Raw genomic sequence first — 14601 nt, forward strand, 5'->3', positions numbered from 1 at the left:
CTCGTCGGGCTCATAACCCGAAGGTCGTCGGTTCAAATCCGGCTCCCGCAACCAAACATCAAAAAAGGCTACTCGAAAGAGTGGCCTTTTTTGTATCTGACGAAAAAGTTCTTCTGAAACAATGACATGGCATCTTTCATGAAACCGTAGACGGTTTGTAGAGTCCATCTCATTGCACGCTATGCTCAATGCTCAAGCGCTACCCCTCTACGACCAATGGCCGCAGTCGCCGCGCCCGGTGATCCGCGTTAATATTTGTAATTATTTTGTCCATAGGGATTGGTAACTTGGCTGGATACCTCCATCCTGTCGCGCACAATCCACGAGGTGATTGATGCGCGCCAACTCGTCTGAACCACAAGACACCGTTACAGCAGAACAACCGATCACTCCCACCCGTTTGCGGTGGCTGGACCTGTTGAGCAAATACCGCCAGCCCATCGGCCTGGCCGTGACGCTTCTGCTGTTTGCAATCGCCCTGATCGCCTGCCGGCACCTGCTGCTGGAGCTGGACCTCTACGCCCTGCACGATTCGATCCTGGAAGTGCCCAAGCCGGCCCTATTGGGGGCCTTTGCGGCGGCGGTCGCCGGTTTTGTAATCCTGCTCGGCTATGAGTTCTCCGGCGCGCGTTATGCCGGCGTGCAATTGCCCGCCAAGACCCTGGCCCTGGGTGGTTTCACCGCCTTTGCTATCGGCAACGCCATTGGCTTGTCGATGCTCTCGGGGGGGTCGGTGCGTTACCGTTTATATGCACGCCATGGCATCGGCGCCTCGGAAGTGGCGCACATGACCGTATTCGCCAGCCTGGCCCTGGGCTGTGCCCTGCCACCGCTGGCCGCGCTGGCCACGTTGAGTAACTTGCCGGCCGCCTCCACTTACCTGCATTTATCGCAAAGCCTGCTCGGCGGCATTGCCGGCGCCGTGCTGCTGTTGTCGGCCCTGCTGTGCATCGGCATCTATCGCCGCCGCCTGCCGGAACAGCCCTACCCCGACAACCTGCTGGTCAAGGCCGGGCGCCGTACCCTGCGCCTGCCTGGCCGACGCCTGACTTTCCTGCAACTGATCATCACCGCACTGGACGTCGCCGCAGCCGCCACCGTGCTGTATCTGCTGTTGCCGGAAGCTCCGCCCTTCGGCCCGTTCCTGTTGGTGTACCTGCTGGCCCTGGCCGCCGGTGTGCTCAGCCATGTTCCGGGCGGGGTGGGGGTATTCGAAGCGATCCTGCTGGCGGCCTTTGCCGACAAACTTGGTGCCGCGCCCCTGGCTGCTGCCTTGCTGCTGTACCGCATGATCTACGTGGTGCTGCCGCTGCTGATCGCCTGTGTATTCCTGCTGGTCAACGAGGCCCAGCGCCTGTTCCAGACCCAGCAAAGTCTGCGGGTAGCGTCGGGGCTGGCAGCGCCAGTATTGGCCGTCCTGGTTTTTTTGTCCGGCGTGGTCCTGCTGTTTTCCGGCGCCACGCCAGAGATCGACTCACGCCTGGAAAACATCGGCTTCCTGATTCCCCATCGTCTGATTGACGCGTCGCACTTCGGTGCCAGCCTGATCGGTGTGTTGTGCCTGTTGCTCGCCCAGGGCCTGCGCCGGCGGTTGTCGGCCGCCTGGATGCTGACCATGGTGTTGCTGCTGGTTGGCGCCCTGCTTTCGCTGCTTAAAGGCTTCGACTGGGAAGAAGCCAGCCTGATGACCATGACCGCAGTGCTGCTGGCCATCTTCCGGCGCTCGTTCTACCGCGCCAGTCGCCTGACCGAGTTGCCGTTTTCGCCGCTGTACCTGGTGGCCAGTGTCTGTGTGCTCGGCGCTTCGATCTGGCTGTTGCTGTTTGCCTACCAGGACGTGCCCTACAGCCACCAACTCTGGTGGCAGTTCACCCTCGACGCCAACGCCCCACGTGGTTTGCGTTCGCTGCTCGGCGCCGCCGTGTTGCTGGTGATCGTATCGCTGACCTGGCTGCTGCGCACGGCACGCCCGGTCATCCACCTGCCGACCCCGGAAGAACTGGAGCGCGCCAGCAAGATCCTGATGGCCTCGTCCCAACCCGACGGCGGCCTGGCGCTCACCGGCGACAAGGCGCTGCTGTTTCACCCTAACGATGAAGCCTTCCTGATGTATGCCCGTCGCGGGCGTAGCCTGGTGGCCTTGTACGACCCGATCGGCCCGACCCAACCGCGCGCCGAGATGATCTGGCAGTTCCGCGACCTGTGCGACATCCACCACGCCCGTCCGGTGTTCTATCAGGTACGCGCCGAGAACCTGCCGTATTACATGGACATCGGCCTCACCGCGATCAAACTGGGTGAAGAAGCCCGCGTCGACCTGAAACGCTTTGACCTGGAAGCCAAGGGCAAGGAAATGAAGGATTTGCGCTACACCTGGAACCGTGGCACCCGGGACGGCCTGTCCCTGGAAATCTGCGAACCGGGCAAGGCGCCGATGGATGAATTAAAAGTCATCTCCGACGCCTGGCTTACAGGTAAGAATGTGCGGGAAAAGGGCTTCTCCCTGGGCCGTTTCAGCGATGATTACCTCAAGCACTTTCGTATCGCGATCATTCGCTTCGAAGGGCGCCCGGTGGCCTTCGCCAATCTGCTCGAAACCTATAATCATGACCTGGCCAGCCTCGACCTGATGCGTGCCCACCCGGACGCGCCCAAGTTGACCATGGAGTTCATGATGGTGGGCCTGATTCAACACTATAAGAGCCACGACTACGCGCGCTTCAGCCTCGGCATGGTGCCGTTGTCGGGCTTGCAACCGCGCCGTGGCGCACCGCTGACCCAGCGCCTGGGCTCGATGGTGTTCCGCCGTGGCGAGCAACTGTATAACTTCCAAGGTTTGCGCCGCTTCAAAGACAAGTTCCAGCCCGACTGGGAACCCCGTTACATGGCCGTGCCCGCAGGACTGGATCCGCTGGTGGCATTGGCCGATACCGCCGCCCTGATTGCGGGCGGCTTGACTGGATTGGTGAAACGCTGATGATTCGACGCTCCTGGCGGTATGTATTGGCTTTAGTGGTGCTGCTTGCGCTGATCGCGGCGGGTGGCTTCTGGTACTGGAACCGCCCCGCCCCGCAACCGACCCTGGAGCACTTGCCCCAGGCCGACGGTTCGGTAATGACCCGCGTAACCCCGGCCAGCAACGCAAAAGCCCGCGTGGCCGTGGCGGTGATGGCCGACGAAACCCTGACCGACAGCCAACTGATTGCCCTGAGCCAGGGCGGTGCTGCGCAACTGGTTCAGGTGGTGCTGCCCAAGGATGACTGCGCACTGCAGGAAAAAGCCCTGCAAGGCGCCCTGGCCCAGCTCAAAGGCCCGGCAACCCTGGTCAGCGGCATCGGCCCTGGCGCCGCACTCGCCTGGCGCTGGCTGGCCACCCAGAACGACGACAAGGCCAACGCCATCTCCGTGGGCTTCGCCCTGAAACAGGAAGGCTGCAACGACCCGCTGCCGAAAACCGCCGCCCATGGCAGCTGGCTGGTGGCGTGGAACGATAACCCCGACGATGAAAGCGCCAGTTTCGTACGTGACACACCGCGCGCTACTACCAGCATCAGCGACTACGACATTCATTACCCACAGGTGCTGAATAACGAACTGCGCAAGCAACTGGTCGGTTCGGACAACGGCGGCCTGGCGATTCCGGTGGTGGAAGTGCCTGCCGGCCAAGCCAAGGACACCGTGACCCTATTCCTCTCCGGTGACGGCGGCTGGCGAGACCTGGACCGCGACGTGGCGGGCGAGATGGCGAAGATCGGCTACCCGGTGGTGGGCATCGACACCCTGCGCTACTACTGGCAGCACAAGACGCCGGAGCAAAGCGCCAAGGACCTCACCGAGCTGATGCAACACTACCGGCAAAAGTGGGGCACCAAGCGCTTCGTGCTGACCGGTTACTCGTTCGGCGCCGACGTATTGCCGGCCATCTACAACCGTATGCCAGAGAACGAACAGCAACGGGTGGACGCGATCATCCTGCTGGCCTTCGCCCGTACCGGCAGCTTTGAAATCGAAGTGGAAGGCTGGCTGGGCAACGCCGGCAAAGAAGCCGCCACCGGCCCGGAAATGGCCAAGCTGCCGCCTGAGAAAGTCGTGTGCATCTACGGCGCCGAAGAAGTCGACGAGAGTGGCTGCACCGACAAGACCGCCGTGGGCGAAGCCATGAAGCTGCCGGGCGGGCATCACTTCGATGAGAACTACCCGGCGCTGGCCAAGCGGTTGGTGGATATTATCGTCAAGCATCAGGCCAAAGCCGAATAACTCCAGCTTAACCTAAGACCCAATGTGGGAGCGGGCTTGCCCGCGATAGCGCTGGCTCAGTCACAGTAGCGTTGACTGACACTCCGTCATCGCGGGCAAGCCCGCTCCCACAGTGGTACGTGGTGTTGATGAAAACTAGCGCGGTTCGATGTGCGCAATCATCAGTTGCACCGTCTCATTGCCACGAAATTCATTCACATCCAGCTTGTAGGCCAATTCCACCCAACGCACCGTCGGGTTTGGCCACACTTCGCGGTCCACACCAAAGGCGATGCCATCGAGCTTCACCGACCCGCACTCGCTCTTGAGCACCACTTTCAAATGCCGCTCGCCCACCACCCGCTGCTCCACCAACTGGAATACCCCGTGAAACAACGGCTCGGGAAAGTGCTGCCCCCACGGGCCGGCATGGCGCAGGGCGCGGGCCAGTTCCAGGTGAAATTCTTCCACCGCCAGGGTGCCGTCTGAAAGCAGGCGGCCGGTGAGGTCTTCTTCGCGCAATTGCCGACGCACTTCGGCATCGAAGGCTTGCGCAAACAACGGGAAGTTGGCCTCGGGCAAGGTCAGCCCCGCCGCCATGGCGTGGCCGCCGTACTTGGTGATCAGGTTGGGGTGCTGGCTGGCGACGACCGCCAGCGCATCGCGGATATGAAAGCCTTGCACCGAGCGTCCAGAGCCCTTGAGCAGGCCATCACCGGCATCGGCGAAGGCGATGGTCGGGCGGAAATAACGCTCCTTCATGCGTGACGCGAGGATCCCGATCACCCCTTGGTGCCACTCCGGGTCAAACAGGCACAGACCGTACGGCATCGACTCCACCGGCAGGTCCTTGAGCTGGGCCAGGGCCTCGCGTTGCATGCCTTGCTCGATGGATTTACGGTCCTGGTTCATGCCGTCCAGTTGCGCGGCCATTTCCCGTGCGGCGGCGAAGTCCGTGGTAAGCAAGCATTCAATGCCCAGGCTCATGTCATCCAGGCGTCCGGCCGCGTTCAGACGCGGGCCGAGGATGAAACCCAGGTCGGTGGAGGTGATACGCGCATGATCACGCTTGGCCACTTCCAGGATCGCCTTGATCCCCGGCCGCGCCCGACCGGCCCGAATACGCTCCAGCCCCTGATGCACGAGGATGCGGTTGTTGGCGTCCAGCGGCACCACGTCAGCGACGCTGCCCAGGGCCACCAGATCAAGCAGTTCACCGATGTTCGGCTGGGGCTTGTTGTCATACCAACCCAGGCTGCGCAACCGTGCACGCAGGGCCATCAATACATAGAAGATCACGCCGACGCCGGCCAGGGCCTTGCTGGGAAATGTGCAGCCCGGCTGGTTAGGATTGACGATGGCGTCAGCGGCCGGCAGTTCATCGCCGGGCAAGTGGTGGTCGGTCACCAGCACCTGCAACCCCGCCGCTTTCGCCGCCGCCACGCCTTCGACGCTGGAGATACCGTTGTCCACGGTGATCAGCAACTGCGGCTCGCGCTCCAGCGCCACCGCGACGATTTCCGGGGTCAGGCCGTAGCCGTATTCGAAGCGGTTGGGCACCAGGTAATCGACATGGGCCGCGCCAAGCAAACGCAGGCCCAGGGTGCCCACGGTACTCGCCGTGGCGCCATCGGCGTCGAAGTCACCGACGATCAGGATGCGCTGGCGTTGCTCCAGGGCCGTCACCAGCAAGTCCACCGCCGCATCGATGCCCTTGAGCTGCTGATAGGGAATCAACCGCGCCAGGCTCTTGTCCAGCTCGGCCTCCGACTGCACCCCGCGTGCGGCGTAAAGGCGGGTCAACAGCGGCGGCAGTTCACCGAGAAAAGGCAGGACGGCGGGCAATGGGCGGGGATCGATACGCATGGGGTGACGGGAGCTTCTCTTCTAATACATCGGTTAAACACAGAAAGTGAACGCAGCAGAGATCAAGTGTGGGCGCTGGCTTGCCTGCGATGCATACGACTCGGTACATCAGACACACCGAGTGGATGCCCTCGCAGGCAAGCCAGCTCCCACCTTTTCAACCGCGCTCGCCGACCAGCCATTGCAGTTGCACTTCATGCTGGCCACGGTCATCGGTCACAAAGATCGTGCCTTCGCTGATCATCACGTCCCACTTGATCACCCGCGGCATGTCCTTGGCCAGGGTCTCCAAGACTTCCTGGGGCACGGCAGCGATGTGCACGTTTTTCAGGTTGTTGGCCACCGGCACCACCTTGCCTTCCCACACGCGCAGGCTGCCATAGGCCAGCAGGCTGGTGCGTTCGGTGCGGCGCGAGCACCAGGTCAGGCGGTCGGCATCCGGCTGGCCGACTTCGATCCAGTGCAAAACCCGATCATCCAGGCTCTTTTCCCACAGGGCCGGTTCGTCCACATCCGACAGGCCACGCCCGAACGCCAATTGCTCGTTGTACCAGAGGGCGTAGGCCAGCAGGCGCACGGTCATGCGCTCTTCGGTTTCCGAAGGGTGGCGGGCGATGGTCTGTTTGACGCTCTCGTACACCGAGCGGTCGAGGTCGGTGAGGTTGAGTTCGAATTTGTAGGTCGTGGACGGCTGGGCCATGAACGGGCTTCTAAAGACAAGGAAAGGCGGCCAGTCTAACCGATGGCGAGGGCATTGAACGAATACTGCGCTGCATCCGCGCGGCTCGCCTATGTTAAAAAGCAGGACATCATCGTCCCGCGCTCGTAAGGATCCCCATGTCGCTTAATGCCAAACCACTTGCCGGCCTGAAAGTCATCGAACTGGGCACCCTGATCGCCGGCCCGTTTGCCTCACGCATTTGCGCTGAATTCGGCGCCGAGGTGATCAAGGTCGAATCCCCGGACGGCGGCGACCCGCTGCGCAAATGGCGCAAGCTGTATGAAGGTACTTCGCTGTGGTGGTTCGTGCAGGCGCGCAACAAGCAGTCGCTGACCCTCAACCTCAAGCACCCTGAAGGCCTGGCGATCCTCAAGCAACTGTTGGCCGACGCCGACATCCTGATCGAAAACTTCCGCCCAGGCGTGCTGGAGAAACTCGGCCTGAGCTGGGAAACCCTGCACGCCCTCAACCCCAAGCTGGTGATGGTACGCCTCTCGGGCTTCGGCCAGACGGGGCCGATGAAGGACCAGCCGGGGTTTGGCGCGGTGGGCGAGTCCATGGGCGGCTTGCGCTATATCACCGGCTTCGAGGACCGCCCGCCGGTGCGCACCGGGATTTCCATCGGCGACTCGATTGCCGCGTTGTGGGCAGTGATCGGCGCGCTGATGGCGCTGCGTCACCGCGAAGTCAACGGCGGCTTGGGCCAGGTGGTGGATGTGGCGCTGTATGAGGCCATCTTCGCCATGATGGAAAGCATGATCCCCGAGTTCGATGTGTTCGGGTTTATCCGTGAGCGCACCGGCAACATCATGCCCGGTATCACCCCGTCCTCGATCCACACCACCGCAGACGGCAAGCATGTGCAGATCGGCGCCAATGGCGATGCAATCTTCAAGCGCTTCATGCGGGTGATCGGCCGTGACGACTTGGCGGACGACCCTGCACTGGCCAGCAATGACGGGCGTGACGCTCGCCGCGATGAGCTGTACGGCGTGATTGATCGCTGGGTCAATTCGCTGTCTCTCGACCAGGTGATTGAGCATCTGAACAAAGCCGAGGTGCCCGCCAGCCGCATCTACAGCGCCGAAGACATGCTGGGCGACCCGCAATTCCTGGCCCGGGAAATGTTCCTCAAGGCGCAGTTGCCGGGCGGCAAGGACTTCAAGATGCCCGGCATCGTGCCCAAGCTCTCGGACACACCGGGCAGCTGCGAATGGGTCGGCCCGCAACTGGGTGAACACAACAGCCTGGTGCTCAATGCCTTGGGCTACGACGCGGCGGCTATCACTCGCCTGCGCGAGGATGGCGCGATCTGACAAATCCCAGGCAAAAAGAAACCCCGAGCAGTGGGGAGACAACTCGGGGTTAAACGTGGTCTACAAAAAGACCCGCACAGCAAGCGACAAACACCGGAGCACAATGCCTGCTCTTGCTGTTACAAACTCTGACTGACCACCTTGTAGGAAGGTTCCGAAGAAAAATAATGTTTCATGCCAGTGCGCCGCCACGGGTTTGGGAGGCGTTGCGCAAGGCAGCGATGACTGAAGGTTCCAGGCGCCCTTCGGCGATTTTCAGGTCGCGGAGCAGGCAATCCACCACATCCACCAGCGCGCGCTTGTCGCTCAATTGCGCACGATCGACTTCACGTTCAACCACGATGGCGCCACCGGGGTTCTTCACGGTTACCAGGCAGTCGTCGCGCATACCGGCAGAGGTCAGCGTAACCTGATAAGGGCTCAGTGCTTGGCTGAGCAATAGGTTGATACTTTCCATCTCGATCACCACTCAATCATTCGAAAAAGGTTCGAAAAACAAAAATGTCACGAAGAGGCTGACATTCAAGTGACCCGTGCTCAAAGCAGAAAGTTCTACCTTTTGTGTAATCCACTGCTTGAGGAAAACGAGCATGCACGGAAAAGATGACAGAGAAAAAACAACGGCGCACAGGCTAGAATCCCTGGATTGTCCCGGGAGCCTGCCTTGAGAGCTGCGTCTGAACCGCCCTTGCGTATCGTGATTGCCGACGATCACCCGATTTTCCTGATTGGCCTGCGCGCCGTGCTCGAGCGTGACACGCACATCAGCATCGTCGGCGAGGCCAATTCCCCCCAGGCCCTCAGTGCGTTGTTGCAACACTGTGCCTGCGATGTGGTGGTGACCGACTTCATGATGCCCGTCGAGCCCCAAGCCGACGGGTTGCGCTTGATCGAGCAACTGCGCCGGCACTATCCGCACCTGCCCATTGTGGTGGTGACCATGCTCAACAATGCCGGGTTGTTTCATTCCATCCTGGCGTTGGGCGTGATGGGCTTGCTGAGCAAGGCCAGCCTGGCCGATGAGCTGCCCCAGGCGATCCGGCAGGTTCGCCAGCAACGTACCTATGTGGCCCAGACCATCCGCCAGGCGCTGAGCCTGGCCGGGGAAGTCGGCGCTGATCGCCTGCACTCCCAGGAGCACCTGTCACCCCGGGAACTGGAGGTGATTCGCCTGTTGGCCAGTGGCATGACGGTGGGCGAGATCGCCGCGCACCTGCACCGCAGCAAGCAGACCGTCAGCGCGCAAAAAGTCAGCGCCATGCGCAAGCTGGGGCTGGTCAACGATGCCGCCCTGTTTATTTACGTGCAGGAACACGGGCTGGCCTAGCCTGGAACGCGATCCATTGCTTGAGCGTCTCGGCCTCCATCGGCCGGGCGATAAAGCAACCTTGCAGCCACGCCGCGCCCAGTTCGCCCACGGCGTGATAATCGGCGGCGGTTTCCACGCCGGTGACCACCACGGCGACATCCAGGCGCGCCGCCATGCTCATGGCGCCCGCCACCACAGCGGCCTTGCGATCATCATTGGCCATCCCACAGGCAAACGCCGGGGGAATTTTCAGCTCGGTAAAAGGCAGTTCCAGCAAATGCTGCAGGCTGGTGCCGCCCATGCCGAAGTCGCCGATGGACAACTGGCAACCCAACATGCGCAAGCGCAGCAACCCAGTGACATGGGCGCTGTCGGTTTTCAGCGTCGAGGTTTCCACCAACTCCAGGGTCAGGCTATGGGCGGGCACACCATGAAGTTGCAGCAAACCTTGCAGCACCTGGGGGAAGTGCTCGCGCTCCAGCATACGCCCGGGAATGTTCACAGCTACCGGCAGCACTCGGCCGCTTTCGCCCATCACCTGGTTCGCCAGGGCAAGCGCCTGCTCCAGCACATGCCAGGTAAACGCCTCTTCCATGCCGGCAAACTCCAGCACTGGCAGGAACTCGTCAGGCAGCAATAGCTCACCGTCCTGCAACTGCCAACGCGCCAGCGCCTCCACCCCTTGCAACACACCGGCCTGACTGACGATGGGCTGGTACCAGACCCTGCCACAGGCTGCGATAGTCGCCTGGCTGACATCCGCCGAGGGCGGCAGTTGTTCCTGCTCGCTCAAGCTCAGCAGTTGACGGACGCGCTCCCAGGACAGCACCGCTGGCCCTGGACGCAAGTGCTCCTGACAATCGCTCAATACTTGCCCGATCAGCTTGGCCGAGGCCGGCTTGGGCAAGCACGCCAAGACCTTGAGCCCCAATTGGCGAGCCATGTTCGCCACGCCTTCCAGCACGTCGGGCTCGGCGTTGCTGAGCAAGATCAACACCTGGGCCAGGCGGCGTTCCGCCAACTCACGGATCAACGCCAGGCCATCGCCCTGCTCCAGGTACAGGTCGCAGATGGCGATATCCACCGGGCCTTTGCTGTCCAGGGACTGGCGGGCAATTTCGACCGTTTCCGCGGCCCGCACATTGAACACACCGTTGGCATTGAGCATCTGGTGCAGGGCCATCAGTTGAAACGGGTTGTCTTCGAGGATCAGGACGTTCAGGGATCGCATGGGTAAGGGTGTCGGTACAGAGAAAGTCCCGCACAGTAGCCATACGCTACGCCGTATCCCATAGGACGTGTCCTAAAAGCTTCTTTAAATGTGGGAGGGGCAAGCCTTGTCGGTCAAGCGCAGACCTCCTGTGGGAGCTGGCTTGCCTGCGAAGGCGGTGTGTCAGTCGCTACATCTGTTACTGCACTACCGCTATCGCCGGCAAGCCAGCTCCCACATTTGATCTTCGTTGCCTTGAGCATTGCGTTCGCTTGGCTGATCGGCATACGGGCTGGGTTACGCATCCAGATAAGGTTGCAGGTCGCGACGAAAAGCCTTGAGCACCTCGGACAAGCGCAACCAGGGTTCTTCAAGCTCGGCGCCGCGCTGTTCACGGGCGCATTGCTCAAGGGCGACACAGGCCTTGGCCAGTGGCAGTGCGTCCACCAGCGAGCAAATGCCCTTGAGCCGGTGCAGCGATGCATTCAAGCGTGCCACGTCGCGCTCGGCCAGGGCACCCGCCAACACCTCGTGTTCGTGGTCCAGGCTCTTGGCCAGTTCCTGCAACATGCTTTGCAGCACCGGGCCATCGGCCTGGGTCATGGTGCGCAGGGCCTGGATATCGAACGAACGCTGGGGCGCCACGCGGGCCAGCACTTGGGTCCAGTGTTCCAGGGTCACCGGCTTGACCAGCAGCTCATCCATACCGGCGTCCTCGCAGCGGCGTTGTTCATCTTTCATGGCGTTCGCGGTGCAACCCACCAGCGCGCTACGAGGCCGTTGCTCCTCGGCTTCGAGGCGCCGTATCGTCGCACTCAAGGCATAACCGGACATGCCGGGCATCTGGCAATCGGTGACCAACACGTCAAAACGCTGCTCACGCCAGCGTTGCAACGCGGCCTCGGCCGACTCCAGGGCGACCACTTGATGACCGAGGAACTGCAACTGCTGCGCCAGCACCAGGCGGTTGGCCGCCAAATCATCCACCACCAGTATCGACAGGCTGCGCCCCGTCGGTAACAACGTCGCGGTGGGCGTTGCCGGCACATCATCGGTGCTGACCCGGTCCAGGCGCAGGTCAATGCACACCACCGTCCCCTCGCCCACCACGCTATCGAGGTGAATGCTGCCGCCCATCAATTCCACCAGTTGCTTGCAGATACTCAGGCCCAGCCCGGTGCCACCGTGTTGCGCAGCGGTCAAGGCGCTCACCTGAGTAAAAGGCTTGAACACCCGCGGCTGTTGCTCGGCGCTGATGCCCGGGCCACTGTCCTTGACGCACAGGTGCAGGTATTCGGTATCGGTCTCATCCCGTTGGCAAGTCACGCTGAGGTGAACCCCGCCCCGCTCGGTAAATTTGAGCGCATTGCCCAACAGGTTGTGCATCACCTGGCGTAACCGCAGCGGGTCGAACCAGTAATAACCCTGAGCAGCCGGATCAAACGCCAGGGTCAGGTGCAGGCCCTTCTTTTGCGCTGTGGCTTCGAACAGGCTCTGAATGCCCTCGAAAAAACGCTTCAACTCGGTGGTCTGTGGCGCCAGTTGCAGGTGGCCGGCCTCGATCTTGGCCAAGTCCAGGCTGTCGCCCATCAGCGCAATCAGCTCGCGCGCCGAACGATGGGCCACCTGCAGCGCCTCGGAAACCGGCTGGCCGCTTGCCAGGCAACGCTCTTGCTCCAGTTCGAGCAAGCCAATGATGGCAGTCATGGGGGTGCGAATCTCGTGGCTCAAGGCCGAGAGAAATGCACTTTTGGCGTAGTTCGCTTCGTCGGCGGCCTGGCGTGCGTCCATCAACTGGCGCTCCAGGTCTTTGCGTTCGTTGATATCGATCCAACCGCCCAACAACCCCTGCAGGCGGCCCTGGGCGTCAAAAAAAGGCACGGTCCACTGGTAGACGTGATAACTGCCGCCGTTGAGTTCCAATTGCCGGTCGACAAACAACGGCTGCTGCGTGGCCAATTGCTCCATGTGGCCTTCGTGCAGGCGTGCCGCTGTGGCGTCGGGCACGACCTTGCTCTCCATCAGCGTCAGGCCCTGGATCAGCTCCAGCCGGGTCGCCAATTGCTGTTCATAACTTTTATTGCAGGTCACCAGGCGCCCGTCCAGGTCGCGGACGAACAGCGGGTTGGGCATGCCGTCGAGCAGTGCGCGCTTGAACGCCAACTGGTCGTTGAGCCGTTGCTCGGCCTCCAGCCGTTGGCGAATCTGGCGCTTGAGCCGGCTGTTCCACACCAGCGACACCAACACAAACAGCAGCGCCGTGGCCACCGTCCAATAGGCCCATGGCGGTACGCGTTGCCAGGCCGGCAGCGGAATCGCCACGGCACCGATCCAACGCAAGCGCAAGGCACTCAACTCAGCCACCGGCAGCGCCTCCAGGGCCTTGTTCAGAATGCTCAGCAGCTCAGGCTGGTCCTTGCGCACCGACAGGCAGTTGGACGACCACTTGCCATCGACACTGCGTCCGATACGCAGGCCATCTTCCGGGTAACTCTGCACTTCCACTTCAGTTTGAATGGTAGCGGCCGCCTCGCCCCGTCGTACCAGCTCACGGGCCTGGTTGTAATTGTCCACCAGGCGCAACGTGATGTTCGGATGCGCATGGCGAATATCATTTTCCAATACATGACGTGCCGGCAGCGCAAGCACCTTGCCGTCCAACTGCTTCAAGCCGGTGAGCGGCGCGGCATCGGCACGCTCGACAAACACCCAGCCGGACCCACCATACCCATGGCTGAAGTTGAGCACTGTGCTGCGCTCGCGGTTAACGGCCAGGGTCGTGTTCATCTGCGCCCTGCCTGTTTCCAGCCATTCCAGGGTTTGCGCGGTGGAGTGCACCTCTTCAAAGATAAATTGCAAACCGGTCATGCGCGTGATGCGATGCAACAAATCCACATTCAAGCCAACCCAGTGGCCATCCTTATCCTTGAATATGTACGGAGACATCTGCTGGGCCACCACCACGACATGGGGATGCTCACGCACCCAGGCCTGTTCCGACGCCGACAACGCAATGCGCTCACCACTGATACCGACGCCGAGCCCGGTGGTCCAACGCGCGAGGATTTCACGCTGCACCGACTCGTCGAGGCTTGCCAGCGCGCGGTTCATCATGGCCCCCAACAACGGATCTGCCTGGCGGGTGGCGAAGGCAAAACCGATGGGCGCCAGCCGGCTCTGCTCCTTGATCTGCAACCCCAGGTAAGGCCGCAGCGATTTATAGGCGCGCACAATCACTTCGTTGCCGATAAACGCATCGACGTCACCTTGCTTCAAGGCTTCGAGGCCGCTGTAGAGGTTGGGGGCGAGCATGATGTGGCTGTCGGGATACGCCGCGTGCACCTTCTGCACGTTGGCGTAGCCGTCGAGCAACACCAGCTTCTTGCCGGCCAGATCGTCGCCTTGGGTATCGTCGCGACGTAGCACCACCACCGAGCGGTCGGGCATGTAGTCCGGGGTGAATTGCAGGCCAGGTACGTCACGCTCGTAACCATTGGCACTGGTGAGAATGTCGATGGTGCCGTTGCGCAGCGCTTCGACCGCCTGGGCGCGCTCGGAGAAGCCCAGCACTTGCATGGGCACACCCAGCCGCGCGCCAACCAGGCTCAAATAATCGGCGCTGATGCCCTGGTAGCGATTGCGGTCGCGGGTGATATCGATCGGCTGGTAGTCATCTATCGAGATGCCCACTTTGAGTGTCCGATGCGCCGCCAACCACTGCTGCTCCGTTGGCGCCAGCGGCATAGGTTCAAGCGGGATAAACGCCGGCACCAGTTTGAACGGCAGGCTGACGGCGGCCAGGCTCATGGGCACCTGGATGAACCACAACAGGCACACCAGCTTCAACGTCCATTGGATCAACACCTGCACCGGTTGGGTTTCCTTGATTGGGCGACTGGGCAAGTATGGCTCGCCAGAATGAAAAAGCCCGTCACGAGGACGG

9 protein-coding genes are annotated in these 14601 nt (G+C 61.7%); 4 read left to right on the plus strand and 5 right to left on the minus strand.

The features are described from left to right. The first annotated feature begins 334 nt into the window (after positions 1 to 334). Both mprF and BOP96_RS25480 read left to right on the plus strand, forming a co-directional pair. Entirely contained in the window at positions 335 to 2977 is a 2643-nt protein-coding gene (gene mprF / locus BOP96_RS25475; protein ID WP_014719775.1) for a bifunctional lysylphosphatidylglycerol flippase/synthetase MprF, read from the plus strand. Beyond that, positions 2977 to 4257 carry a virulence factor family protein gene (locus BOP96_RS25480; RefSeq protein WP_014719776.1) on the plus strand — a complete coding sequence of 427 codons (1281 nt, stop codon included), beginning with the start codon at positions 2977 to 2979 and terminating at the stop codon, positions 4255 to 4257. Before mprF ends, BOP96_RS25480 begins: the two co-directional genes overlap by 1 nt. 135 nt (positions 4258 to 4392) lie before the next feature. Here the strand turns inward: BOP96_RS25480 and recJ are convergent, their stop codons facing one another. Both recJ and BOP96_RS25490 read right to left on the minus strand, forming a co-directional pair. Further along, positions 4393 to 6102 (minus strand): single-stranded-DNA-specific exonuclease RecJ, encoded by a 1710-nt coding sequence (recJ, locus tag BOP96_RS25485; RefSeq protein WP_014719777.1) that lies wholly within the window; start codon positions 6100 to 6102, stop codon positions 4393 to 4395. A gap of 157 nt (positions 6103 to 6259) precedes the next feature. Then, complete coding sequence (locus tag BOP96_RS25490; protein WP_003193952.1) at positions 6260 to 6802, minus strand: YaeQ family protein; 543 nt, start codon at positions 6800 to 6802, stop codon at positions 6260 to 6262. A gap of 137 nt (positions 6803 to 6939) precedes the next feature. Between BOP96_RS25490 and BOP96_RS25495 the strand changes: the two genes are divergently transcribed. Further along, positions 6940 to 8139 (plus strand): CaiB/BaiF CoA transferase family protein, encoded by a 1200-nt coding sequence (locus tag BOP96_RS25495; RefSeq protein ID WP_073454342.1) that lies wholly within the window; start codon positions 6940 to 6942, stop codon positions 8137 to 8139. Between the two features lie 172 nt (positions 8140 to 8311). Here BOP96_RS25495 and BOP96_RS25500 read toward each other — a convergent pair whose 3' ends face one another. Beyond that, positions 8312 to 8596, minus strand: coding sequence for a DUF3509 domain-containing protein (locus tag BOP96_RS25500; RefSeq protein ID WP_020301357.1), 285 nt, complete (start codon positions 8594 to 8596; stop codon positions 8312 to 8314). 207 nt (positions 8597 to 8803) lie between these two features. Between BOP96_RS25500 and BOP96_RS25505 the strand changes: the two genes are divergently transcribed. After that, a complete protein-coding gene (locus BOP96_RS25505; protein WP_003193955.1) occupies positions 8804 to 9466 on the plus strand; it encodes a response regulator transcription factor in 663 nt (220 codons plus the stop codon). On the opposite strand, the gene BOP96_RS25510 is transcribed toward BOP96_RS25505, so the two are convergent. Both BOP96_RS25510 and BOP96_RS25515 read right to left on the minus strand, forming a co-directional pair. Next, positions 9435 to 10679, minus strand: a complete 1245-nt coding sequence (locus tag BOP96_RS25510) for an EAL domain-containing response regulator (RefSeq protein ID WP_020301358.1) — start codon at positions 10677 to 10679, stop codon at positions 9435 to 9437. The two genes, BOP96_RS25505 and BOP96_RS25510, sit on opposite strands and share 32 nt — an antisense overlap. A gap of 276 nt (positions 10680 to 10955) precedes the next feature. Further along, entirely contained in the window at positions 10956 to 14528 is a 3573-nt protein-coding gene (locus BOP96_RS25515) for a transporter substrate-binding domain-containing protein (protein WP_073454344.1), read from the minus strand. Positions 14529 to 14601: the final 73 nt, after the last annotated feature.

Origin of the sequence: Pseudomonas sp. FSL W5-0203, assembly GCF_001896155.1 — a bacterium.
GTDB classification, from domain to species: domain Bacteria; phylum Pseudomonadota; class Gammaproteobacteria; order Pseudomonadales; family Pseudomonadaceae; genus Aquipseudomonas; species Aquipseudomonas paracarnis.

Excerpts from the sequence above, each read along its gene's own strand:
- mprF (WP_014719775.1), top strand. The coding sequence starts at position 335 with ATGCGCGCCAACTCGTCTGAACCACAAGACACCGTTACAGCAGAACAA.
- BOP96_RS25480 (WP_014719776.1), top strand. The coding sequence starts at position 2,977 with ATGATTCGACGCTCCTGGCGGTATGTATTGGCTTTAGTGGTGCTGCTT.
- recJ (WP_014719777.1), bottom strand. The coding sequence starts at position 6,102 with ATGCGTATCGATCCCCGCCCATTGCCCGCCGTCCTGCCTTTTCTCGGT.
- BOP96_RS25490 (WP_003193952.1), bottom strand. The coding sequence starts at position 6,802 with ATGGCCCAGCCGTCCACGACCTACAAATTCGAACTCAACCTCACCGAC.
- BOP96_RS25495 (WP_073454342.1), top strand. The coding sequence starts at position 6,940 with ATGTCGCTTAATGCCAAACCACTTGCCGGCCTGAAAGTCATCGAACTG.
- BOP96_RS25500 (WP_020301357.1), bottom strand. The coding sequence starts at position 8,596 with ATGGAAAGTATCAACCTATTGCTCAGCCAAGCACTGAGCCCTTATCAG.
- BOP96_RS25510 (WP_020301358.1), bottom strand. The coding sequence starts at position 10,679 with ATGCGATCCCTGAACGTCCTGATCCTCGAAGACAACCCGTTTCAACTG.